At 51.6% G+C, this 23,155-nt stretch carries 21 protein-coding genes; 11 read left to right on the forward strand and 10 right to left on the reverse strand.

Going from position 1 to position 23,155, the window contains the following annotated elements; all coding sequences use genetic code 11:
- The first annotated feature begins 1 nt into the window (after position 1).
- From ssnA to ghxQ, 6 genes are all read left to right on the forward strand, one after another.
- On the forward strand, positions 2-1,330 hold the full coding sequence (ssnA, locus tag ACJHXB_RS01355; protein ID WP_001604799.1) for a putative aminohydrolase SsnA: 1,329 nt from the start codon (positions 2-4) through the stop codon (positions 1,328-1,330).
- Between the two features lie 50 nt (positions 1,331-1,380).
- Complete coding sequence (gene ygfM / locus ACJHXB_RS01360) at positions 1,381-2,160, forward strand: molybdopterin-dependent oxidoreductase FAD-binding subunit (RefSeq protein ID WP_000572473.1); 780 nt, start codon at positions 1,381-1,383, stop codon at positions 2,158-2,160.
- A complete protein-coding gene (locus ACJHXB_RS01365; protein ID WP_001604801.1) occupies positions 2,157-5,027 on the forward strand; it encodes a molybdopterin-dependent oxidoreductase Mo/Fe-S-binding subunit in 2,871 nt (956 codons plus the stop codon). Before ygfM ends, ACJHXB_RS01365 begins: the two co-directional genes overlap by 4 nt.
- A gap of 164 nt (positions 5,028-5,191) precedes the next feature.
- Positions 5,192-6,592 carry a xanthine/proton symporter XanQ gene (gene xanQ, locus ACJHXB_RS01370; RefSeq protein ID WP_001280192.1) on the forward strand — a complete coding sequence of 467 codons (1,401 nt, stop codon included), beginning with the start codon at positions 5,192-5,194 and terminating at the stop codon, positions 6,590-6,592.
- A 17-nt stretch (positions 6,593-6,609) separates the two neighbouring features.
- On the forward strand, positions 6,610-7,926 hold the full coding sequence (gene guaD, locus ACJHXB_RS01375) for a guanine deaminase (RefSeq protein ID WP_001604802.1): 1,317 nt from the start codon (positions 6,610-6,612) through the stop codon (positions 7,924-7,926).
- Positions 7,927-7,961: 35 nt separating this feature from the next.
- A complete protein-coding gene (ghxQ, locus tag ACJHXB_RS01380) occupies positions 7,962-9,329 on the forward strand; it encodes a guanine/hypoxanthine transporter GhxQ (RefSeq protein ID WP_000012163.1) in 1,368 nt (455 codons plus the stop codon).
- Between the two features lie 35 nt (positions 9,330-9,364).
- Here ghxQ and ACJHXB_RS01385 read toward each other — a convergent pair whose 3' ends face one another.
- Both ACJHXB_RS01385 and ygfT read right to left on the reverse strand, forming a co-directional pair.
- The gene (locus tag ACJHXB_RS01385; RefSeq protein ID WP_001604803.1) at positions 9,365-9,853 is read right to left on the reverse strand and encodes a 4Fe-4S dicluster domain-containing protein; all 489 of its coding nucleotides are present in this window, start codon (positions 9,851-9,853) and stop codon (positions 9,365-9,367) included.
- Complete coding sequence (gene ygfT, locus ACJHXB_RS01390; protein WP_001604804.1) at positions 9,853-11,772, reverse strand: formate-dependent uric acid utilization protein YgfT; 1,920 nt, start codon at positions 11,770-11,772, stop codon at positions 9,853-9,855. The genes ACJHXB_RS01385 and ygfT overlap by 1 nt, the downstream gene beginning before the upstream one ends.
- 435 nt (positions 11,773-12,207) lie before the next feature.
- Between ygfT and uacT the strand changes: the two genes are divergently transcribed.
- Complete coding sequence (gene uacT / locus ACJHXB_RS01395) at positions 12,208-13,656, forward strand: urate/proton symporter UacT (RefSeq protein ID WP_001295374.1); 1,449 nt, start codon at positions 12,208-12,210, stop codon at positions 13,654-13,656.
- A gap of 1 nt (position 13,657) precedes the next feature.
- Positions 13,658-13,783 carry a protein YqfG gene (gene yqfG / locus ACJHXB_RS01400; protein ID WP_001050745.1) on the forward strand — a complete coding sequence of 42 codons (126 nt, stop codon included), beginning with the start codon at positions 13,658-13,660 and terminating at the stop codon, positions 13,781-13,783.
- On the opposite strand, the gene ACJHXB_RS01405 is transcribed toward yqfG, so the two are convergent.
- Positions 13,758-13,850, reverse strand: coding sequence for a hypothetical protein (locus ACJHXB_RS01405; RefSeq protein ID WP_223344823.1), 93 nt, complete (start codon positions 13,848-13,850; stop codon positions 13,758-13,760). The genes yqfG and ACJHXB_RS01405 overlap by 26 nt on opposite strands.
- A 54-nt stretch (positions 13,851-13,904) precedes the next feature.
- Here ACJHXB_RS01405 and idi point away from each other — a divergent pair, with 54 nt between their 5' ends.
- The gene (gene idi / locus ACJHXB_RS01410) at positions 13,905-14,453 is read left to right on the forward strand and encodes an isopentenyl-diphosphate Delta-isomerase (RefSeq protein WP_001192788.1); all 549 of its coding nucleotides are present in this window, start codon (positions 13,905-13,907) and stop codon (positions 14,451-14,453) included.
- Between the two features lie 42 nt (positions 14,454-14,495).
- Here idi and lysS read toward each other — a convergent pair whose 3' ends face one another.
- From lysS to xerD, 5 genes are all read right to left on the reverse strand, one after another.
- A complete protein-coding gene (lysS, locus tag ACJHXB_RS01415) occupies positions 14,496-16,013 on the reverse strand; it encodes a lysine--tRNA ligase (protein WP_000003071.1) in 1,518 nt (505 codons plus the stop codon).
- Positions 16,014-16,022: 9 nt separating this feature from the next.
- Positions 16,023-17,121, reverse strand: a protein-coding gene (gene prfB / locus ACJHXB_RS01420; protein WP_001701073.1) for a peptide chain release factor 2 whose coding sequence is annotated in 2 segments (ribosomal slippage) — positions 16,023-17,045 and positions 17,047-17,121 — 1,098 coding nt in all. Because the reading frame shifts where the segments join, the coding sequence is not laid out codon by codon here.
- Positions 17,122-17,211: 90 nt separating this feature from the next.
- Positions 17,212-18,945, reverse strand: coding sequence for a single-stranded-DNA-specific exonuclease RecJ (gene recJ / locus ACJHXB_RS01425; RefSeq protein WP_000813188.1), 1,734 nt, complete (start codon positions 18,943-18,945; stop codon positions 17,212-17,214).
- A gap of 5 nt (positions 18,946-18,950) precedes the next feature.
- Complete coding sequence (gene dsbC, locus ACJHXB_RS01430; RefSeq protein WP_000715210.1) at positions 18,951-19,661, reverse strand: bifunctional protein-disulfide isomerase/oxidoreductase DsbC; 711 nt, start codon at positions 19,659-19,661, stop codon at positions 18,951-18,953.
- Between the two features lie 24 nt (positions 19,662-19,685).
- A complete protein-coding gene (gene xerD, locus ACJHXB_RS01435; protein WP_000806650.1) occupies positions 19,686-20,582 on the reverse strand; it encodes a site-specific tyrosine recombinase XerD in 897 nt (298 codons plus the stop codon).
- A 111-nt stretch (positions 20,583-20,693) separates the two neighbouring features.
- On the opposite strand from xerD, the gene fldB reads away from it, so the two are divergent.
- Entirely contained in the window at positions 20,694-21,215 is a 522-nt protein-coding gene (fldB, locus tag ACJHXB_RS01440) for a flavodoxin FldB (protein ID WP_001055874.1), read from the forward strand.
- A gap of 39 nt (positions 21,216-21,254) precedes the next feature.
- Here the strand turns inward: fldB and ACJHXB_RS01445 are convergent, their stop codons facing one another.
- Together ACJHXB_RS01445 and sdhE are read right to left on the reverse strand one after the other, a co-directional pair.
- Positions 21,255-21,662, reverse strand: coding sequence for a protein YgfX (locus ACJHXB_RS01445; protein ID WP_000244777.1), 408 nt, complete (start codon positions 21,660-21,662; stop codon positions 21,255-21,257).
- On the reverse strand, positions 21,643-21,909 hold the full coding sequence (sdhE, locus tag ACJHXB_RS01450) for an FAD assembly factor SdhE (protein ID WP_001604807.1): 267 nt from the start codon (positions 21,907-21,909) through the stop codon (positions 21,643-21,645). Before sdhE ends, ACJHXB_RS01445 begins: the two co-directional genes overlap by 20 nt.
- Positions 21,910-22,151: 242 nt before the next feature.
- Between sdhE and ygfZ the strand changes: the two genes are divergently transcribed.
- Positions 22,152-23,132 carry a tRNA-modifying protein YgfZ gene (ygfZ, locus tag ACJHXB_RS01455; protein ID WP_001604809.1) on the forward strand — a complete coding sequence of 327 codons (981 nt, stop codon included), beginning with the start codon at positions 22,152-22,154 and terminating at the stop codon, positions 23,130-23,132.
- Positions 23,133-23,155 lie beyond the last annotated feature (23 nt).

The following is a 23,155-nucleotide window of genomic DNA, read 5'->3' on the forward strand; positions in this document are numbered from 1 at the left end:
CATGTTGATTCTGAAGAATGTCACCGCAGTGCAGTTACACCCGGCGAAAGTGCAGGAAGGCGTTGATATCGCCATCGAAAATGATGTGATTGTCGCTATCGGCGATGCCCTGACGCAACGCTACCCCGATGCCAGCTACAAAGAGATGCATGGTCGGATTGTGATGCCGGGAATTGTCTGCTCGCACAACCATTTTTACTCGGGACTGTCCCGCGGAATTATGGCAAACATCGCCCCCTGCCCGGATTTCATCTCAACGCTGAAAAATCTCTGGTGGCGACTCGATCGCGCCCTTGATGAAGAGTCGCTCTATTACAGCGGACTGATTTGTTCCCTGGAAGCGATTAAGAGCGGATGTACATCGGTTATCGATCACCATGCCTCTCCGGCGTATATCGGCGGGTCGCTCTCCACATTGCGCAACGCATTTTTAAAAGTTGGCCTGCGCGCGATGACCTGTTTTGAAACTACTGACCGTAACAACGGCATCAAAGAGTTGCAGGAAGGTGTAGAAGAAAACATCCGCTTCGCCCGTCAGATTGATGAGGCGAAGAAAGCAGCAACCGAGCCGTATCTGGTGGAAGCACATATCGGCGCTCACGCGCCGTTTACCGTGCCGGATGCCGGTCTGGAGATGCTGCGTGAAGCCGTGAAAGCCACAGGTCGTGGTTTGCATATTCACGCTGCGGAAGACCTTTACGACGTTTCCTACAGTCACCACTGGTACGGCAAAGACCTGCTGGCACGACTGGCGCAATTCGATCTCATCGACAGCAAAACGCTGGTCGCTCATGGGCTGTACTTGTCGAAAGATGACATCGCCCTACTCAATCAGCGCGATGCGTTCCTGGTGCATAACGCCCGTTCAAACATGAACAACCATGTCGGCTACAACCATCACCTTAGCGACATCCGCAATCTGGCGTTGGGAACTGACGGCATTGGTTCGGACATGTTTGAAGAGATGAAATTTGCCTTCTTTAAACATCGCGATGCGGGTGGTCCGCTGTGGCCTGACAGTTTTGCCAAAGCCCTGACTAACGGCAACGAACTGATGAGCCGCAATTTTGGCGCGAAATTTGGCCTTCTGGAAGCCGGTTACAAAGCCGATTTAACCATTTGCGATTACAACTCGCCGACACCGCTGCTGGCAGACAATATCGCCGGGCATATCGCTTTCGGTATGGGCTCAGGCAGCGTTCATAGCGTGATGGTCAATGGCGTGATGGTCTATGAAGACCGTCAGTTTAACTTCGATTGCGATTCCATTTATGCGCAAGCCAGAAAAGCCGCTGCCAGTATGTGGCGTCGGATGGATGCGCTGGCATAAATGACAAATACCCTCTTCCCGTAGGGAAGAGGGTTAAATAAGGAAAGAAGATGATTGAACAATTTTTCAGGCCCGACTCTGTCGAACAGGCGCTGGAACTGAAGCGCCGCTACCAGGATGAAGCCGTCTGGTTCGCCGGGGGCAGCAAACTCAACGCTACACCAACCCGTACCGATAAAAAGATTGCCATTTCCTTACAGGATCTGGAACTGGACTGGGTTGACTGGGATAACGGTGCACTGCGGATTGGCGCAATGTCTCGCTTGCAGCCACTGCGTGATGCGCGATTTATTCCTGCAGCACTGCGTGAAGCCCTCGGCTTTGTCTACTCTCGCCATGTTCGTAATCAGTCGACCATTGGTGGTGAAATCGCCGCCCGGCAGGAAGAGTCTGTGCTGCTTCCCGTCCTGCTGGCACTGGATGCTGAACTGGTTTTTGGCAATGGCGAAACACTGTCAATCGAAGAGTACCTGGCCTGCCCATGCGATCGCCTGCTAACCGAAATTATCATTAAAGATCCGTATCGCACCTGTGCGACCCGCAAAATTAGCCGTTCTCAGGCAGGTTTAACCGTCGTGACGGCAGCCGTTGCAATGACAGACCACGACGGTATGCGAATTGCGCTGGATGGCGTCGCCAGTAAAGCACTGCGTCTGCACGATGTTGAAAAACAAAATCTGGAAGGCAATGCACTTGAACAGGCTGTCGCCAACGCCATTTTCCCGCAGGAAGATTTGCGGGGCAGCGTGGCCTATAAACGCTATATCACGGGAGTTCTGGTAGCCGACCTGTATGCCGACTGCCAACAGGCTGGGGAGGAAGCCGTATGATCATCCACTTTACTTTAAATGGCGCGCCTCAGGAGCTAACCGTTAATCCAGGCGAAAACGTGCAAAAGCTGTTGTTTAACATGGGAATGCACTCTGTACGCAACAGCGATGATGGATTCGGGTTTGCCGGTTCTGACGCAATTATCTTTAACGGTAATATCGTTAACGCGTCCTTGCTTATCGCCGCACAGTTAGAGAAGGCAGATATTCGTACCGCAGAGTCTCTGGGCAAATGGAACGAGTTAAGTCTGGTTCAACAGGCAATGGTTGATGTTGGCGTGGTGCAGTCTGGTTATAACGATCCAGCTGCGGCTCTGATTATCACCGATCTTCTCGATCGCATTGCCGCACCTACCCGCGAAGAGATCGACGACGCGCTTTCTGGTTTGTTCAGCCGCGATGCAGGCTGGCAACAATACTATCAGGTCATTGAACTGGCGGTTGCACGTAAAAATAATCCGCAGGCCACCATTGATATCGCTCCGACTTTCCGTGACGACCTTGAAGTCATTGGTAAGCATTATCCTAAAACTGATGCCGCGAAAATGGTGCAGGCAAAACCCTGCTATGTTGAAGACCGCGTAACGGCTGACGCCTGCGTCATTAAAATGTTACGTAGCCCACACGCTCACGCACTGATTACTCATCTGGATGTCAGCAAAGCTGAAGCCTTACCAGGCGTCGTTCACGTTATTACTCACCTGAATTGCCCGGATATCTACTATACCCCGGGTGGTCAGAGCGCACCGGAACCGTCACCGCTTGACCGCCGTATGTTCGGCAAGAAAATGCGTCACGTCGGCGATCGCGTTGCTGCGGTCGTCGCTGAAAGTGAAGAAATTGCGCTCGAAGCACTGAAGCTCATCGACGTTGAATATGAAGTGCTTAAACCTGTAATGTCGATCGACGAAGCAATGGCGGAAGATGCGCCTGTCGTGCACGATGAACCGGTGGTGTATGTTGCTGGTGCGCCAGATACTCTGGAAGACGATAACAGCCATGCAGCCCAGCGCGGCGAGCATATGATCATCAACTTCCCGATCGGTTCTCGCCCTCGCAAAAATATCGCCGCCAGTATTCATGGTCATATCGGCGATATGGACAAGGGCTTTGCCGATGCCGATGTGATCATTGAGCGAACCTATAACTCAACGCAGGCGCAGCAGTGCCCGACTGAAACTCATATCTGCTTTACCCGTATGGACGGCGATCGTCTGGTTATCCACGCCTCCACCCAGGTACCATGGCACTTACGCCGCCAGGTCGCGCGCCTCGTGGGCATGAAACAGCATAAAGTTCATGTCATTAAAGAGCGAGTTGGCGGCGGTTTTGGGTCTAAACAGGACATCCTGCTGGAAGAAGTGTGCGCCTGGGCAACCTGCGTGACCGGGCGTCCGGTACTGTTCCGCTACACCCGTGAAGAAGAGTTTATTGCTAACACCTCTCGTCACGTCGCGAAAGTCACCGTCAAACTGGGAGCGAAAAAAGATGGTCGCCTGACGGCAGTGAAGATGGATTTCCGCGCCAACACTGGCCCTTACGGCAACCACTCACTCACCGTACCGTGTAACGGACCGGCGCTGTCGCTGCCGTTATATCCGTGCGATAACGTCGATTTCCAGGTCACCACCTACTACAGCAACATTTGCCCAAATGGTGCTTATCAGGGTTATGGCGCACCGAAAGGTAACTTCGCTATCACCATGGCATTAGCGGAACTGGCTGAACAGTTACAGATCGACCAACTGGAAATTATCGAACGTAACCGGGTACACGAAGGGCAAGAGCTGAAAATTCTCGGTGCAATCGGTGAAGGTAAAGCGCCGACCTCCGTTCCTTCCGCCGCCAGCTGCGCACTGGAAGAGATCCTGCGTCAGGGTCGCGAGATGATCCAATGGTCGTCACCAAAACCACAAAACGGTGACTGGCACATCGGTCGTGGTGTCGCCATTATCATGCAGAAATCAGGGATCCCGGATATCGATCAGGCTAACTGCATGATCAAACTGGAATCGGACGGCACCTTTATCGTTCATTCTGGCGGTGCGGATATTGGTACTGGTTTGGATACTGTGGTGACGAAACTGGCAGCAGAAGTGCTGCACTGCCCAGCGCAGGACGTGCATGTTATCTCCGGTGATACCGATCATGCGTTGTTTGATAAAGGCGCATATGCCTCGTCCGGTACTTGCTTCTCGGGTAACGCGGCGCGTTTGGCAGCAGAAAATCTGCGGGAGAAAATTCTGTTCCACGGAGCGCAAATGTTGGGTGAGCCAGTGGCAGATGTCCAACTAGCAACGCCGGGCGTCGTACGCGGCAAGAAAGGCGAAGTTAGTTTCGGGGATATTGCCCATAAAGGCGAAACCGGCACAGGCTTTGGTTCACTGGTGGGAACTGGCAGTTATATCACGCCTGATTTCGCCTTCCCGTATGGCGCAAACTTTGCTGAAGTTGCCGTCAACACGCGTACGGGTGAAATCCGCCTGGATAAATTCTACGCCTTGCTGGATTGCGGTACACCGGTCAATCCAGAGTTAGCGTTGGGACAAATCTACGGTGCCACCCTGCGAGCTATCGGCCACAGTATGAGCGAAGAGATCATTTATGATGCCGAAGGTCACCCGTTAACGCGTGATTTACGCAGTTACGGTGCACCGAAAATTGGTGACATTCCGCGTGATTTCCGCGCTGTGTTGGTGCCGAGCGACGATAAAGTCGGCCCGTTCGGGGCGAAATCGATCTCGGAAATTGGTGTAAATGGCGCAGCTCCGGCGATTGCTACCGCAATTCACGATGCCTGCGGCATCTGGTTACGCGAATGGCATTTCACACCGGAGAAAATACTCACCGCGCTGGAAAAAATATAAGTAATAAATGGCCGCTTCGGCGGCCTGTTTCTCTGTTTGAACGATGACTAAATAGTGACTGCGAAAATGAGATAAGCCGTTCTCAAGGCGTCCTGCGCCCCAAATTCGTGGGAATTTATTTTACTAATTCAGATGATCAAATTTACTTTAAAAGGAGTGAAGGGATGTCTGATATAAACCATGCAGGTTCTGACCTTATATTTGAACTGGAGGATCGCCCTCCCTTTCATCAGGCTCTCGTTGGTGCCATTACCCATCTGTTGGCAATTTTCGTTCCGATGGTAACCCCCGCGTTAATCGTGGGTGCGGCCTTACAGCTTTCCGCTGAAACAACTGCCTATCTTGTTTCAATGGCGATGATCGCCTCTGGTATTGGTACCTGGTTACAAGTAAACCGCTATGGCATCGTCGGTTCTGGCCTACTCTCAATTCAGTCAGTCAATTTTTCATTTGTTACGGTCATGATTGCGCTGGGCAGCAGCATGAAAAGCGACGGTTTTCACGAAGAGTTAATCATGTCGTCGCTGCTTGGCGTATCCTTCGTTGGCGCATTTCTGGTTGTCGGCTCTTCATTTATCTTGCCCTACCTACGTCGGGTTATTACGCCTACTGTCAGCGGTATTGTGGTACTGATGATCGGCTTAAGCCTGATTAAAGTCGGCATTATCGATTTTGGCGGTGGATTTGCAGCCAAAAGCAGCGGTACCTTCGGCAATTACGAACATCTCGGCGTTGGTTTGTTGGTTTTGATTGTGGTGATCGGCTTTAACTGCTGTCGCAGTCCGTTGCTACGCATGGGAGGGATCGCCATTGGGCTATGCGTCGGTTATATCGCGTCGTTATGCCTGGGCATGGTGGATTTCAGCAGTATGCGCAATTTGCCGTTAATCACCATCCCACATCCGTTCAAATACGGCTTTAGTTTTAGCTTCCATCAGTTCCTGGTGGTTGGCACGATTTATCTGCTTAGCGTGCTGGAAGCTGTCGGCGATATCACCGCCACGGCAATGGTTTCCCGCCGACCCATTCAGGGAGAAGAGTATCAGTCCCGACTGAAAGGCGGCGTGCTGGCAGACGGTCTGGTTTCTGTTATCGCCTCCGCTGTCGGTTCATTACCCTTAACCACGTTTGCGCAAAATAATGGGGTTATTCAGATGACTGGCGTCGCTTCACGTTATGTCGGGCGAACCATCGCGGTAATGCTGGTTATCCTCGGTTTGTTTCCGATGATTGGCGGCTTCTTCACAACCATACCCTCGGCAGTTCTGGGAGGCGCAATGACGTTGATGTTTTCCATGATTGCTATCGCTGGGATTCGCATCATCATCACCAACGGTTTAAAGCGCCGAGAAACACTTATTGTCGCCACTTCTTTAGGTTTAGGGCTTGGCGTCTCCTACGATCCCGAAATTTTTAAAATATTGCCAGCCTCTATTTATGTACTAGTTGAAAACCCTATTTGTGCTGGCGGGTTAACTGCGATTTTATTAAATATTATCCTCCCTGGTGGCTACCGACAGGAAAACGTTCTGCCTGGTATTACCTCAGCGGAAGAGATGGATTAACAGTAAAGGAGTCAATGATGTCAGGAGAACACACGTTAAAAGCGGTACGAGGCAGTTTTATTGATGTCACGCGTACGGTCGACAACCCGGAAGAGATTGCCTCTGCGCTGCGGTTTATTGAGGATGGTTTATTACTCATTAAACAGGGAAAAGTGGAATGGTTTGGCGAATGGGAAGACGGAAAACATCAAATTCCTGACACCATTCGCGTGCGCGACTATCGCGGCAAACTGATAGTACCGGGCTTTGTCGATACACATATCCATTATCCGCAAAGTGAAATGGTGGGGGCCTATGGTGAACAATTGCTGGAGTGGTTGAATAAACACACCTTCCCTACTGAACGTCGTTATGAGGATTTAGAGTACGCCCGCGAAATGTCGGCGTTCTTCATCAAGCAGCTTTTACGTAACGGAACCACCACGGCTCTGGTGTTTGGCACTGTTCATCCGCAATCCGTTGATGCGCTGTTTGAAGCCGCCAGCCATATCAATATGCGTATGATTGCCGGTAAGGTGATGATGGACCGCAACGCACCGGATTATCTGCTCGACACTGCCGAAAGCAGCTATCACCAAAGCAAAGAACTGATCGAGCGCTGGCACAAAAATGGTCGTCTGTTGTATGCGATTACGCCACGCTTCGCCCCTACCTCATCTCCTGAACAGATGACGATGGCGAAACGCCTGAAAGAAGAATATCCGGATACGTGGGTACATACCCATCTCTGTGAAAACAAAGATGAAATTGCCTGGGTGAAAGAACTTTATCCTGAACATGATGGCTATCTGGATGTTTACCATCAGTACGGCCTGACCGGTAAAAACTGTGTCTTTGCTCACTGCGTCCATCTCGAAGAAAAAGAGTGGGATCGTCTCAGCGAAACCAAATCCAGCATTGCTTTCTGTCCGACCTCCAACCTTTACCTCGGCAGCGGCTTATTCAACTTGAAAAAAGCATGGCAGAAGAAAGTTAAAGTGGGCATGGGAACGGATATCGGTGCCGGAACAACTTTCAACATGCTGCAAACGCTAAACGAAGCCTACAAAGTGTTGCAACTACAAGGCTATCGCCTCTCGGCATATGAAGCATTTTACCTGGCCACGCTCGGCGGAGCGAAATCTCTGGGCCTTGACGATTTGATTGGCAACTTTTTACCTGGCAAAGAGGCTGATTTCGTGGTGATGGAACCCACCGCCACTCCGCTACAGCAGCTGCGCTATGACAACTCTGTTTCTTTAGTCGACAAATTGTTCGTGATGATGACGTTGGGCGATGACCGTTCGATCTACCGCACCTACGTTGATGGTCGTCTGGTGTACGAACGCAACTAATAATAAAACTTTAACATCCTCGTGAGGACATCATTATGTCTGGAGACATCCTACAAACACCGGACGCACCAAAGCCACAGGGCGCGCTGGATAATTATTTTAAAATTACCGCTCGTGGCAGTACCGTTCGTCAGGAAGTACTGGCTGGCTTAACGACCTTTCTGGCCATGGTTTATTCCGTTATCGTCGTTCCGGGAATGCTGGGCAAAGCAGGTTTTCCTCCCGCAGCTGTGTTTGTTGCCACCTGTCTGGTCGCGGGCTTCGGCTCGTTGCTGATGGGGTTATGGGCCAATTTGCCGATGGCGATTGGTTGCGCGATTTCCTTGACGGCGTTTACCGCATTCAGTCTGGTACTCGGGCAACAAATTAGCGTTCCTGTCGCACTGGGCGCGGTCTTTCTGATGGGCGTCATCTTCACCGCCATTTCCGTAACCGGTGTGCGTACCTGGATCTTACGTAATTTGCCCATGGGTATCGCTCACGGTACAGGTATCGGTATCGGCCTGTTTCTGCTGCTGATTGCTGCTAACGGTGTGGGAATGGTTATCAAAAACCCGATTGAAGGCTTGCCGGTGGCGCTCGGTGCGTTTACCTCCTTCCCAGTGATGATGAGCTTGCTGGGGCTGGCGGTCATCTTCGGTCTGGAAAAGTGCCGCGTACCCGGCGGGATCTTGTTGGTGATTATTGCAATTTCGATCATCGGCTTAATCTTTGATCCAGCGGTGAAATACCACGGTCTGGTGGCGATGCCAAGCCTGACTGGCGAAGATGGTAAGTCTCTGATTTTCAGCCTCGATATTATGGGCGCACTCCAGCCAACTGTACTTCCGAGTGTACTGGCATTGGTGATGACCGCAGTGTTCGACGCCACTGGCACCATCCGTGCCGTCGCCGGTCAGGCGAATTTGTTGGATAAAGACAACCAGATCATCAACGGCGGCAAAGCCCTGACCAGTGACTCAGTAAGTTCAATATTCTCCGGCCTGGTGGGCGCAGCGCCCGCAGCGGTTTATATCGAATCAGCGGCAGGAACCGCCGCCGGGGGTAAAACAGGGTTAACCGCAACCGTAGTGGGGGCGTTATTCCTGCTGATTCTGTTCTTATCACCGCTGTCATTTTTGATCCCTGGTTACGCCACTGCACCCGCTCTGATGTACGTAGGTTTGCTGATGTTAAGTAACGTCTCGAAGCTGGATTTCAATGATTTTATTGACGCTATGGCTGGCCTGGTGTGTGCCGTGTTCATCGTTCTGACTTGTAATATCGTTACCGGTATTATGCTGGGCTTTGTGACACTGGTCGTAGGCCGCGTCTTTGCACGCGAATGGCAAAAGCTGAATATTGGTACGGTGATCATTACTGCCGCACTGGTCGCATTTTACGCGGGTGGTTGGGCAATCTAATAGATTCTCCGCGCCTTTCAGCGCGGAGATTTCTTTCACAGAGGATTCTCACCGCTGGCAACAATACGCTGCTGGCGGACTCGCCTGAGTTCTCTTTCAGTAAGCAACTGCAGCGCCTGTGTTGGGCAAGATTCAACGCAGGCTGGCCCCTCTTCCCGCTGTTCACAGAGATCGCATTTCACGATTTGTTGCCGGGTAGCCCCCGGCAACGACTGAATGGTGATCATTCCAAACGGGCACGCACTGACGCAACTCTGACAGCCAATACAACGGGCAGAATTGGTCTGCACCACCTGCTCGCCCATCGTCAGCGCCCCCACGGGGCAAGCGCCAACACAAGGGGCGTTTTCACACTGATGGCACATCACCGGCGCACTGATGCTGTCCAGTCGCTGTACCTTCAGCCGGGGTAAAAAGACATCGGCATTCAACTCCTGTTCTGAAGGGTGAGCGACCACACAGGCTACTTCACAAGTACGGCAGCCAATACAGTCAGCCGGATTAACGATAATTAACGATTTCATCACGATGCCTTCGTATCAAACAGAGTTAACATATCGCGCGCCGCCTGCCTTCCTGCGGCCATTGCAGTGACAACCAGATCCGCGCCATGAACTGCATCACCACCAGCAAAGACTTTTTTCAGATGCGTCTGGGTAGGTAAATACCCGACGTCACCGGTTTGAATCAGGCCCCATTTATCGAGTTTAATTCCGCTGCCCTGCAACCACGGCATGGCATGCGCCTGGAAACCAAAGGCCATAATGAGAACATCGGCGGGCAATTCAAACTCTGAACCCGCTACCGGACGAGGACGACGGCGACCATCCGGCCCCGGCTCCCCCATGGCGGTACGAATCAGGCCCACTGCAGTTAAACGCCCATCTTCGTCACAAGCGATATATTGCGGCTGAACATTGAACTGAAACTCGACACCTTCCTCGCGCGCATTGACCACCTCTTTGCGCGAGCCCGGCATACTGACTTCATCACGACGATACGCGCAGGTCACGCTGGCGGCATTGAGGCGGATGGAAGTCCGCAAACAATCCATGGTCGTATCGCCACCGCCCAATACCACGACCCGCTTACCTTCCACATCCGTCAGCGGATACTCTTCAGACTCCGGCAACCCCATGAGCTGGCGGGTATGTGCAGTCAGGAACGGTAGAGCCTGAATGACACCGGGCGCATCTTCATGCGGCAGATCTGCTCGCATCATCCCGTAAGTCCCCACGCCGATGAAAACTGCATCATATTCAGAAGTTAAATCGCTAAAGGTAATATCGCGGCCAATTTCACAGTTAAGATGAAAGTCGATTCCCATTGCGGTGAATATCTCTCGCCGCTGGCTTAATACCGTTTTATCGAGTTTGAAAGGAGGAATGCCAAAAGTCAGCATACCGCCAATTTCTGGATGGCGATCAAAGACATCGACCTGAACTCCTGCGCGCGCCAGAATATCAGCACACCCTAACCCTGCAGGCCCAGCGCCAATCACCGCCACTTTCTCGATACGGGGAACAACTTTGCTGACATCGGGACGCCAGCCCATCGCCAGCGCGGTATCGGTGATGTAGCGTTCCAGATTACCGATAGAGACTGCGCCAGAGTGATCTTTCAAAGTACATGCGCCTTCACAAAGACGGTCCTGTGGGCATACCCTGCCGCAGATTTCTGGTAAGGAACTGGTCTGGTGGCAAAGTTCTGCCGCTTCAATAATCTTTCCCTCCTGTACCAGACGGATGTAATCCGGAATAGCGTTATGCAGCGGGCAATGCCAGTTGCAGTTAGCTTTTTCGGCACAATAAACACAGCGATCACTCTCATAAGTCGCTTGTTGTGGATCCAGCCCGCAATAAATTTCGCCAAAGTGGGTTTTCCGTTCACTCGCTGAAATTTTATCTGCGCCTTTACGCGAGTTAACGGGGAGCAACGCTGCACTGCGAGATGGCTGAGCGTCTGATGACGCTTTTCCTGCTGCCGTTTTGCGCTGGCGGGCCACCTTTATCTGCTGCAACCCTTTATCGTCCATCAGCCGTAACGCCTGTGTTGGGCAGACTTCAATACAGGCTTGCGTGCCGGAACTGCGCTGGTTACAAAGGTCGCATTTCTGCGCAATCGTATCGACCATCTCAACGACGCCAAAGGGGCAAGCGATTGCGCATCTTTTACAACCAATACATTTTTGCTCGTCCAGTTGTACGCTATCGGGCTGGAAAGTCAGAGCATTAACCGGACAAGCCGTAACGCAAGGGGCATTGTTGCAGTGATGGCAGGCCACCGGATTCGCAGCCTGGCCTTTCCCTACAACGTGGATACGCGGTCGAAAGTCACTGTGACTCAGCGGCCAGTTTTCTTGATTGTGTGCCACCGCACAGGCAATTTCACAAGCATGACAGCCTATACATTCCGCAGCTTCAGCAGCGATAAACTTATTCATTTGCATCCCTTTCATTTAATGAGTTATGTCTTCTCAAATTTCGCGATGCAATAAACGGGCATATATTAGGTAGCATGACCGTTTTAATTATAATTTTGCGACTGAGTTCAAATTATTGCCCCTTCATCTGTGCCGCTTTCATTATTTCAACATTGCCGACCAAAAGAGCGCTATCCAGATAAAAACGATTAAATGCGAGAGTGCGACATGCCAGAATGATTAATGAAATATCAATATGAGAAAATTACAGATAATTCCATTGTCAGGTTCTCTTCTCATTTTCGTGGTTTAACCACGATTATGTGATTGCCTCCGCAATTCCTGTCTCTAACTCCCCTTCCTCGCAAAAACTGGCACTCCACGAGCATGTGTTTAGACAGTTTCAATAACGTAAACGGTTGCTTTTTACTCTGGCGAGCGAAAGGAGAAACACTGATGAGCGCCATAGATTCCCAACTTCCCTCATCTTCAGGGCAAGATCGCCCAACTGATGAGGTTGACCGCATATTATCACCAGGAAAGCTGATCATACTCGGTCTGCAACACGTCCTTGTCATGTACGCAGGTGCAGTCGCTGTTCCTCTTATGATTGGTGACCGACTGGGCCTCTCAAAAGAAGCTATTGCGATGCTCATTAGCTCGGATCTCTTTTGCTGCGGGATCGTCACATTATTGCAATGTATCGGTATCGGCCGCTTTATGGGGATCCGCCTGCCGGTGATTATGTCGGTGACCTTCGCCGCTGTAACACCAATGATAGCCATTGGCATGAACCCGGATATCGGCCTGCTGGGGATATTCGGTGCCACTATCGCCGCGGGTTTTATCACCACATTATTAGCGCCACTTATCGGTCGCTTGATGCCTTTATTCCCGCCACTGGTTACCGGTGTGGTTATTACTTCTATCGGACTTAGCATCATTCAGGTGGGTATTGACTGGGCCGCAGGAGGTAAAGGGAATCCGCAATATGGTAATCCCGTTTATTTAGGTATCTCCTTTGCCGTCTTAATTTTTATCTTGCTCATTACTCGCTATGCGAAAGGATTTATGTCCAACGTCGCCGTATTACTGGGGATTGTATTTGGCTTTTTACTTTCGTGGATGATGAATGAAGTCAATTTATCAGGGCTACATGATGCCTCGTGGTTTGCGATTGTCACGCCGATGTCATTTGGTATGCCGATTTTCGATCCCGTTTCCATTCTGACCATGACTGCCGTGTTAATCATCGTGTTTATCGAGTCGATGGGGATGTTCCTGGCACTGGGTGAAATAGTCGGTCGTAAACTCTCTTCACACGATATTATTCGCGGGCTGCGTGTCGATGGCGTAGGGACAATGATAGGCGGAACGTTTAACAGCTTCCCCCACACGTCATTTTCTCAAAACGTTGGCCTGGTTAGCGTGACGCGCGTTCATAGCCGCTGGGTGTGTATTTCTTCGGGAATTATATTAATCCTGTTTGGCATGGTGCCAAAAATGGCGGTGCTGGTCGCCTCCATTCCGCAATTTGTGCTGGGCGGTGCTGGGCTGGTGATGTTCGGCATGGTACTGGCGACAGGAATTCGAATTCTGTCGCGCTGTAACTACACCACCAACCGTTACAACCTCTATATTGTGGCGATCAGTCTCGGCGTTGGCATGACTCCGACGCTCTCTCACGATTTCTTTTCTAAGTTACCGGCCGTACTGCAACCGTTGCTGCATAGCGGCATTATGCTCGCAACCCTTAGCGCCGTTGTGCTGAACGTCTTCTTTAATGGCTATCAGCATCATGCTGATCTGGTGAAGGAATCCGTCTCTGATAAAGATTTAAAAGTCAGGACAGTACGTATGTGGCTTCTGATGCGCAAGCTGAAGAAAAATGAGCATGGAGAATAATATGAATCTTTTAATGCGCGCTATATTCAGTCTGTTGTTGCTTTTTACTCTCTCTATTCCTGTCATTTCTGACTGTGTTGCAATGGCCATTGAAAGTCGCTTCAAATATATGATGCTGCTTTTTTAAATGGTTTTACCTGTCGACATCCGCTCAAAACGGGCGGTTGTCGATAAACGCTCACTTGGTTAATCATTTCACTCTTCAATTATCTATAATGATGAGTGATTAGAATTACATGTGAGAAATTATGCAAACGGAACACGTCATTTTATTGAATGCACAGGGAGTTCCCACGGGTACGCTGGAAAAGTATGCCGCACACACGGCAGACACCCTCTTACATCTCGCGTTCTCCAGTTGGCTGTTTAATGCCAAGGGGCAATTATTAGTTACCCGCCGCGCACTGAGCAAAAAAGCATGGCCTGGCGTGTGGACTAACTCGGTTTGTGGGCACCCACAACTGGGAGAAAGCAACGAAGACGCGGTGATCCGCCGTTGCCGCTTTGAACTGGGTGTGGAAATAACAGCACCAGAACCGGTCTATCCTGACTTTCGCTACCGCGCCACCGATCCGAATGGCATTGTGGAAAATGAAGTGTGTCCGGTATTTGCCGCACGCACGACCAGTGCGTTACAGATCAACGATGATGAAGTGATGGATTATCAATGGTGTGATTTAGCAGATGTATTACACGGTATTGATGCCACACCGTGGGCGTTCAGTCCGTGGATGGTGATGCAGGCGACAAATCGCGAAGCCAGAAAACGATTATCTGCATTTACCCAGCTTAAATAAAAAACCCCGACATTTGCCGGGGTTGTGAGCATAACGTAATGCTTATTTCACCGGACGCATCGCCGGGAACAGAATAACGTCGCGGATGGTATGGCTGTTGGTGAACAGCATTACCATACGGTCGATACCAATTCCCAGACCTGCTGTCGGCGGTAAGCCGTGTTCCAGTGCGGTGACATAATCTTCGTCGTAGAACATCGCTTCGTCGTCGCCTGCGTCTTTCGCGGCAACCTGATCCAGGAAGCGCTGCGCCTGATCTTCCGCGTCATTCAGCTCGCTAAAGCCGTTACCGATTTCACGACCACCGATAAAGAACTCAAAGCGGTCTGTGATTTCCGGGTTAACGTCGTTACGACGCGCCAGCGGAGAAACTTCTGCCGGATATTCAGTAATGAAGGTCGGCTGAATCAGATGTGCTTCTGCCACTTCTTCGAAGATCTCGGTAACGATACGGCCCAGACCCCAGCTCTTCTCAACGTGGATGCCGATAGATTCAGCAATCGCTTTCGCAGAGTCGAAGTTGTCCAGATCTGCCATGTCGGTTTCCGGGCGATATTTCTTGATCGCTTCACGCATGGTCAGTTTTTCGAACGGTTTACCGAAGTCCAGCGTTACGTCGCCGTAGGTCACTTCCGTCTTACCGAGAATATCCTGTGCCAGAGTACGGAACAGCGATTCGGTCAGCTCGATCAGATCTTTGTAATCTGCGTAAGCCATATAGAGTTCCATCATGGTGAACTCTGGGTTATGACGTACCGAGATACCTTCGTTACGGAAGTTACGGTTGATTTCGAATACACGCTCGAAGCCACCGACCACCAGACGCTTGAGGTACAGTTCCGGCGCGATACGCAGGTACATGTCGAGATCCAGCGCATTATGGTGGGTGATGAACGGACGCGCAGCCGCACCGCCTGGGATCACCTGCATCATCGGCGTTTCAACTTCCATAAAGCCGCGATTCACCATGAACTGGCGAATGCCAGAGAGGATCTGCGAGCGCACTTTAAAGGTGTTGCGGGATTCATCGTTAGAGATGAGATCCAGATAACGCTGACGATAGCGCGCTTCCTGGTCCTGCAAGCCGTGGAATTTGTCCGGCAGCGGACGCAGTGCTTTGGTCAGCAGACGCAGCTCGGTGCAGTGGATAGACAGTTCGCCAGTTTTGGTTTTGAACAGTTTACCTTTCGCGCCGAGGATGTCGCCGAGGTCCCATTTTTTGAACTGCTCGTTGTAAACGCCTTCCGGCAGATCGTCACGGGCAACGTACAGCTGAATGCGGCCACCCACATCCTGCAGGGTAACGAAAGACGCTTTACCCATAATACGGCGGGTCATCATGCGCCCAGCAACGGCGACTTCGATGTTCAGCGCTTCCAGTTCTTCGTTCTCTTTACCGTCGAATTCTGCGTGCAATTGGTCAGAGGTATGATCGCGACGGAAATCGTTCGGGAAGGCAATCCCCTGCTCGCGCAGGTTCGCCAGCTTCTCACGACGCGTTTTCAGTTCATTGTTAAGATCGACTACCGCGTCAGCGCCCTGTGCGTGTTGTTCAGACATGTTGGTTCCTCATAACCCTGCTTTCAAACTTGCTTCGATAAATTGATCCAGGCTGCCGTCCAGCACGGCCTGCGTGTTGCGGGTTTCTACCCCGGTACGCAGATCTTTAATGCGGGAGTCATCAAGGACATAAGAACGAATCTGGCTGCCCCAGCCGATATCAGATTTGTTATCTTCCATCGCCTGTTTCTCGGCATTTTTCTTCTGCATCTCCAGTTCATAAAGCTTCGCTTTCATCTGCTTCATGGCCTGGTCTTTGTTCTTGTGCTGGGAACGGTCGTTCTGGCACTGGGTCACGATCCCGGTCGGGATGTGAGTAATACGCACCGCAGATTCGGTACGGTTAACGTGCTGACCGCCCGCGCCGGACGCGCGATAAACGTCGATGCGCAGATCCGCCGGATTGATTTCGATATCGATATCGTCATCAACTTCCGGGTAAACAAACGCGGAGCTGAACGACGTGTGGCGACGACCGCCGGAGTCAAACGGGCTCTTACGCACCAGGCGGTGAACGCCAGTTTCTGTACGCAGCCAGCCGTAAGCGTAATCGCCGGAGATTTTGATCGTCACGGATTTAATACCCGCCACTTCACCTTCCGACTCTTCGATGATTTCAGTTTTGAAACCACGCGATTCTGCCCAGCGCAGATACATACGCTCAAGCATGCTCGCCCAGTCCTGTGCTTCCGTACCGCCAGACCCCGCCTGAATATCGAGGTAGCAGTCGGCGCTGTCATATTCGCCAGAGAACATACGGCGGAACTCAAGCTGCGCCAGTTTTTCTTCCAGAGCGTCGAGTTCAGCAACGGCTTCGTTAAAGGTTTCTTCGTCGTCAGCTTCTACAGCCAGTTCCAGCAGACCAGAAACATCTTCCAGCCCCTGTTTCATTTGGTCAAGGGTGTCGACAACGGCTTCGAGGGAGGAACGCTCTTTACCCAGCGCCTGTGCGCGTTCGGGTTCGTTCCAGACATCCGGCTGTTCCAGCTCGGCGTTTACTTCTTCCAGACGCTCTTTCTTGGCGTCATAGTCAAAGATACCCCCTAAGAACGTCGGAGCGTTCCGTGAGGTCCTGAATGCGATTATTTACCGGATTAATTTCAAACATGGTCTGATTTCTTTTCTTGAGCTAGTCAAAATGCGGTGATAAGAGCGGGATTGTACCCAATCCACACTCTTTTTTATAGAGAAGATGACGCTAAATTGGCCAGATATTGTCGATGATAATTTGCAGGCTGCGATTGCCGCGAAACTCGTTGATATCGAGCTTGTAAGCCAGTTGCACTTCGCGCACGCCGTTATCCGGCCAGAGGGCGGTATCGACATTAAAAGCAATACCATCCAGCAGCGGACCGCCGCCGACCGGCTCGACCATCACCTTCAAATGACGTTCGCCCACCAGTCGCTGTTGCAGCAGACGGAAATGACCGTCAAACAGCGGCTCCGGGAACATCTGCCCCCACGGGCCAGCATCGCGCAACAGCTGCGCCACTTCCATGGTCATTTCGGCCGGACTTAACGGACCGTCCGACACCACTTCGCCTTGCAATAGCGAAGGGTCCAGCCACTCAGTAACCAGTTCGCCAAACCGTTGTTGAAAGAGTTCGAATTTATCCTCTTCCAGCGACAAACCCGCCGCCATCGCATGACCGCCAAACTTGAGCATCATGCCAGGGTAGAGTGTGTCTAATCGCTCCAGCGCATCACGCATATGCAGACCCTGAATGGAGCGACCGGAACCTTTCAGCGTACCATCACCTGCTGGCGCAAAGGCGATAACCGGACGGTGAAAACGCTCTTTGATACGCGAAGCCAGAATACCGACAACGCCCTGATGCCATTCGGGGTGATACATTGCCAGCCCGCCGGGTAGCGTGTCACGGCTGCGCTCCAGTTTCTCGCACAGGGTCAGGGCTTCAACCTGCATTCCTTGTTCGATCTCTTTTCGCGTCTGGTTTAGCGCATCGAGTTCATTTGCCAGCACGCGCGCTTCACCGATGTTGTCGCACAGCAACAGCGCCACACCAACGGACATATCATCCAGTCGCCCGGCAGCATTGAGACGTGGCCCCAGCGCAAAACCTAAATCGCTGGCGGCGAGTTTTTGAGCATCACGGTTGGCCACTTCAAGCAGCGCTTTAATCCCTGGACGGCACTTTCCGGCACGGATGCGACTCATTCCCTGCCAGGTGAGGATGCGGTTATTGGCGTCCAGCGGCACCACGTCCGCCACTGTTCCCAGCGCGACCAGATCCAGCAGTTCTGCCAGATTAGGAATTGCGATGCCGCGCTCATCAAACCAGCCCTGATCGCGCAAAAAGGTGCGCAGCGCCAGCATCAGATAAAACGCCACACCCACGCCTGCCAGTGATTTCGACGGGAAATTACAGTCGCGCAAGTTAGGGTTAATGATCGCTTCCGCTGCGGGTAATGTGTCGCCTGGCAAATGGTGATCGGTAACAATAACCGGAATGCCCAACGAACGAGCGTGTTCAACCCCCGCATGGGAGGAAATACCGTTATCCACCGTGACAATTAACTGCGCGCCACGGGCATGAGCCTGATCGACCACTTCCGGGCTTAAGCCGTAACCGTCTTCGAAACGGTTTGGTACCAGGTAGTCGATATTGCTGCAACCAAGCGAGCGCATCGCCAGCACGCTTAGAGCCGTGCTGGTCGCGCCGTCGGCGTCGAAATCACCGACCACAATAATCCGCGTTCCTTCGCGAAAAGCGTTGTAAAGGATCTCAACGGCCTTTTCGACGCCGCTCAGTTGCTGCCAGGGCAACATACCTTTAACACTGCGTTCCAGTTCTTGCGCACTGCGTACTCCCCGGCTGGCGTATAAACGGCGCAGCAAGGGAGGCAATTCAGCGGGCAAGTCTGCCGTTTCATCGACTTCACGGCGACGAAGTTGTATCTGTTGTTTCACGCGAATTATTTACCGCTGGTCATTTTTTGGTGTTCGTCGAGGAATTCTTTCATCTCTTTCGGCGGCTGGTAACCCGGAACAAGTGTGCCATTGCTCAGCACAATTGCCGGAGTACCGCTAACGCCAAGCTGGACGCCAAGTGCGTAATGATCGGCAATATCCACGTCGCAACTGGCTGGTGCGACGCTTTTACCGGCCATCACATCATCAAACGCTTTGTTTTTATCTTTCGCACACCAGATAGCTTTCATTTCTTTCTCTGCATCGCTGTCCAGCCCCTGGCGCGGGAAAGCAAGATAACGCACGGTGATCCCCAGTGCGTTGTAGTCTGCCATTTGCTCATGCAGTTTGTGGCAGTAACCACAGGTAATATCAGTAAACACGGTGATGACGTGTTTTTCCTGCGGCGCTTTATAAACGATCATCTCTTTTTCAAGCGCATTCAACTGCTTTAGCAACATCTTATTGGTGACATTGACCGGAGCCGTGCCGCTAACGTCATACATTGGCCCCTGAATGATATGTTTACCATCATCGGTGATGTACAACACACCGCTGTTAGTCAGAACTGTCTTCATGCCAGCTACGGGCGCAGGCTGAATATCGCTGCTTTTGATGCCCATTTTGGCTAACGTTTGTTGAATTGCCGCGTCATCAGCCTGAGCAAAGCCTGAAAACGCCGCCAACAAAGTAAACAACATAAAACCTTTCTTCATAAATCTTCCCGTTCTTTTCAGACATCACGCCCGCGGGTGATGCTGTTGATGAAGTTGCCGCAGACGCTCGGTAGCGACATGCGTATAAATTTGCGTGGTGGAGAGATCGCTGTGGCCCAGTAGCATCTGCACCACGCGTAAATCCGCACCATGATTTAATAAGTGAGTGGCAAAAGCGTGACGCAACACATGCGGTGACAGCTTTTCGCTGTCGATACCCGCCAGCACGGCATAATGTTTAATGCGGTGCCAGAAGGTCTGTCGCGTCATCTGCTGCGCACGCTGGCTGGGGAACAACACATCAATAGAGACACCGTTCAACAACCACGGTCGCCCATGCTCGAGATACGTTTCCAGCCAGTAAACCGCCTCTTCACCTAACGGTACCAGGCGCTCTTTGTTGCCTTTACCAATGACCCGCACTACGCCCTGACGCAGGCTGATATCACTCATTGTCAGCCCGACCAGTTCAGAGACACGCAGCCCTGTAGCATACAACACTTCAAGCATGGCTTTATCGCGTAGCTCCAGTGGCTGATCAATTAATGGTGCCTGTAATAAACGTTCGACCTGCGCTTCGCTTAAATCTTTTGGCAAACGCTGTGGCAATTTCGGTGAAGCGAGATGCGCACTGGGATCGTCTTCACGAAACTTTTCGCGATAAAGATACTGGAACAATCGGCGCACTGCACTCAGCAAACGCGCTGAGCTGGTGGCTTTATACCCGCCCTCCAGCCTTTCTGCCAGTAATGCCTGCAAATCGTCACTTTGCACCGTCGCCAGCGTCAACCCGCGGTGATGCAACCACTCCACCATCATTGACAGATCGCGACGGTATGCGTTCAACGTATTTTCAGCCAGATTTTTTTCCAGCCACAGAGCATCAAGAAACTGCTCGATGCGTGCCAGATCCTGTTTCACTTGCGCCCCTTATGGTCACTCATTTGATCCATTATGCCTTATTGTGCCGTGACTAAAGCGATTCTGATACACTAGCCGCAAAAGCCACAGCAGAATCGAGAAGCTTACGTTATGAATATGGGTCTTTTTTACGGTTCCAGCACCTGTTACACCGAAATGGCGGCAGAAAAAATCCGCGATATTATCGGCCCAGAACTGGTGACCTTACATAACCTCAAGGACGACTCCCCGAAATTAATGGAGCAGTACGATGTGCTCATTCTGGGTATCCCGACCTGGGATTTTGGCGAAATCCAGGAAGACTGGGAAGCCGTCTGGGATCAGCTCGACGACCTGAACCTTGAAGGTAAAATTGTTGCGCTGTATGGGCTTGGCGATCAACTGGGATACGGCGAGTGGTTCCTCGATGCGCTCGGTATGCTGCATGACAAACTCTCGACCAAAGGCGTGAAGTTCGTCGGCTACTGGCCAACGGAAGGGTATGAATTTACCAGCCCGAAACCGGTGATTGCTGACGGGCAACTGTTCGTGGGGCTGGCGCTGGACGAAACTAACCAGTATGACCTTAGCGACGAGCGTATTCAGAGCTGGTGTGAACAAATCCTCAACGAAATGGCAGAGCATTACGCCTGATGTCACTGACGGCTTAGCGCATATGCTTTGCCGTCATCTTTATCTTTGCGTCTCTTGTTGCAACAAAATCCGCCGTAAATCCCGCCATTCGGCTTCGTCCATGCTGTCGGCTGCCAGCCATAAATGTTGCCGTTTACCGCCATCAGAACGTAAACGCAGCATCATGCCGCTCTTAATCATCCACGGCGCTTTGACGATGCTCCACTCCTGCCCTTGCCAACGCAAACGCCCGTCCATCAACAGACGAATTTCCCCCTGGCGAGCATTAATACGCCGCTGGCTGCGAACGCAATCAAACACCACCAGCGAAAGTAACACCATCCATAACGGGGTGTAACTGAGCGGCCAGGGCATGAGTAAAATAACAGCGGCAACCAGCCCATGAATCAGCAAGGAAAGCCACTGTGCGCGCCAGGAGACGCGCAAATCAGATTGCCACAGGACCACGTTCCCGGTTCCGTGTCTGGATGAGTCGGACCATCATTTCCAGTTCTGCATCGGCCGGTTTACCGTGGTTCATCAGCCAGTTAAACAGGTCCGGATCGTCACACTCCAGCAGACGAATAAAGATGCGTTTTTCGTCATCGCTTAAGCTGTCGTACTCATGTTCGAAAAACGGCATGATTGAAATATCGAGTTCGCGCATACCACGGCGGCATGCCCAATGAATGCGGGCTTTGTTGTTAATGTACATCTTCTTCCTGTCTCACGAAAATCCAGTACCTGGCTATTGTAACGTGTTTTTCGACTTCTTTTGCGGGAATATCAGTAAACACAATCGCGATCGCGAAATTAATTCACAACAATTCAAGGGCTTCATTTTTTTGGAAGTCGCCTCGCAGAAGGCACAGATCGCGTAGTGAAAGCACTTGCATTGCCTCATAGCTCTTTTACCATTAGTCATTAATACGCCGTTAAGCAACTCAGGACTCTATTATGGCTTTTACACCTTTTCCTCCCCGTCAGCCTACGGCGTCTGCCCGTTTACCGCTGACGCTGATAACGCTTGATGACTGGGCGCTTGCCACCATTACTGGCGCGGACAGCGAAAAATATATGCAGGGTCAGGTGACAGCAGATGTCAGCCAGATGACAGAAAATCAGCATCTGCTCGCCGCCCATTGCGACGCCAAAGGTAAAATGTGGAGCAATTTACGTCTGTTCCGCGACGGCGATGGCTTTGCATGGATTGAACGGCGCAGTGTGCGTGAACCGCAGCTGACTGAACTGAAAAAATATGCGGTGTTCTCTAAAGTGACCATCGCGCCGGACGATGAGCGTGTGCTGCTTGGTGTTGCCGGTTTTCAGGCGCGCGCCGCGCTGGCAAATATCTTTAGTGAACTGCCTTCGAAAGAAAAACAGGTAGTTAAAGAAGGCGCGACCACTTTGCTATGGTTTGAACACCCTGCAGAACGTTTCCTGATCGTAACCGATGAAGCCACTGCCAATATGCTGACCGATAAACTGCGCGGTGAAGCGGAACTGAACAATAGCCAACAGTGGCTGGCATTAAACATTGAAGCGGGTTTCCCGGTGATTGATGCCGCCAACAGCGGGCAGTTTATCCCACAGGCGACCAACCTCCAGGCGCTGGGCGGCATTAGCTTTAAAAAAGGCTGCTATACCGGACAAGAGATGGTGGCGCGAGCTAAATTCCGTGGTGCCAACAAACGCGCGCTCTGGTTGCTGACGGGTAGCGCCAGCCGACTGCCGGAAGCCGGTGAAGACTTAGAGCTGAAAATGGGCGAGAACTGGCGTCGTACCGGAACCGTGCTGGCTGCGGTAAAACTGGAAGATGGTCAGGTCGTGGTACAGATCGTCATGAATAACGATATGGAACCGGACAGCATCTTCCGCGTGCGTGACGATGCGAATACATTGCATATCGAGCCGCTGCCGTATTCACTCGAAGAGTAAATCTCTGTGTCGCATCATGCATT

The organism is Escherichia sp. WS3227_2, assembly GCF_046486495.1.
In the GTDB taxonomy this organism is placed as follows: domain Bacteria; phylum Pseudomonadota; class Gammaproteobacteria; order Enterobacterales; family Enterobacteriaceae; genus Escherichia; species Escherichia coli.

Bases quoted from the DNA above. Each gene is read 5' to 3' on its own strand.
- sdhE (WP_001604807.1), bottom strand. From the start codon at position 21,909: ATGTACATTAACAACAAAGCCCGCATTCATTGGGCATGCCGCCGTGGT.
- ACJHXB_RS01365 (WP_001604801.1), top strand. From the start codon at position 2,157: ATGATCATCCACTTTACTTTAAATGGCGCGCCTCAGGAGCTAACCGTT.
- ACJHXB_RS01405 (WP_223344823.1), bottom strand. From the start codon at position 13,850: ATGATTAACCAAGTGAGCGTTTATCGACAACCGCCCGTTTTGAGCGGA.
- xanQ (WP_001280192.1), top strand. From the start codon at position 5,192: ATGTCTGATATAAACCATGCAGGTTCTGACCTTATATTTGAACTGGAG.
- ygfM (WP_000572473.1), top strand. From the start codon at position 1,381: ATGATTGAACAATTTTTCAGGCCCGACTCTGTCGAACAGGCGCTGGAA.
- guaD (WP_001604802.1), top strand. From the start codon at position 6,610: ATGTCAGGAGAACACACGTTAAAAGCGGTACGAGGCAGTTTTATTGAT.
- ygfZ (WP_001604809.1), top strand. From the start codon at position 22,152: ATGGCTTTTACACCTTTTCCTCCCCGTCAGCCTACGGCGTCTGCCCGT.
- dsbC (WP_000715210.1), bottom strand. From the start codon at position 19,661: ATGAAGAAAGGTTTTATGTTGTTTACTTTGTTGGCGGCGTTTTCAGGC.
- ygfT (WP_001604804.1), bottom strand. From the start codon at position 11,772: ATGAATAAGTTTATCGCTGCTGAAGCTGCGGAATGTATAGGCTGTCAT.
- lysS (WP_000003071.1), bottom strand. From the start codon at position 16,013: ATGTCTGAACAACACGCACAGGGCGCTGACGCGGTAGTCGATCTTAAC.
- ssnA (WP_001604799.1), top strand. From the start codon at position 2: ATGTTGATTCTGAAGAATGTCACCGCAGTGCAGTTACACCCGGCGAAA.
- uacT (WP_001295374.1), top strand. From the start codon at position 12,208: ATGAGCGCCATAGATTCCCAACTTCCCTCATCTTCAGGGCAAGATCGC.
- ghxQ (WP_000012163.1), top strand. From the start codon at position 7,962: ATGTCTGGAGACATCCTACAAACACCGGACGCACCAAAGCCACAGGGC.
- fldB (WP_001055874.1), top strand. From the start codon at position 20,694: ATGAATATGGGTCTTTTTTACGGTTCCAGCACCTGTTACACCGAAATG.
- yqfG (WP_001050745.1), top strand. From the start codon at position 13,658: ATGAATCTTTTAATGCGCGCTATATTCAGTCTGTTGTTGCTTTTTACT.
- idi (WP_001192788.1), top strand. From the start codon at position 13,905: ATGCAAACGGAACACGTCATTTTATTGAATGCACAGGGAGTTCCCACG.
- ACJHXB_RS01385 (WP_001604803.1), bottom strand. From the start codon at position 9,853: ATGAAATCGTTAATTATCGTTAATCCGGCTGACTGTATTGGCTGCCGT.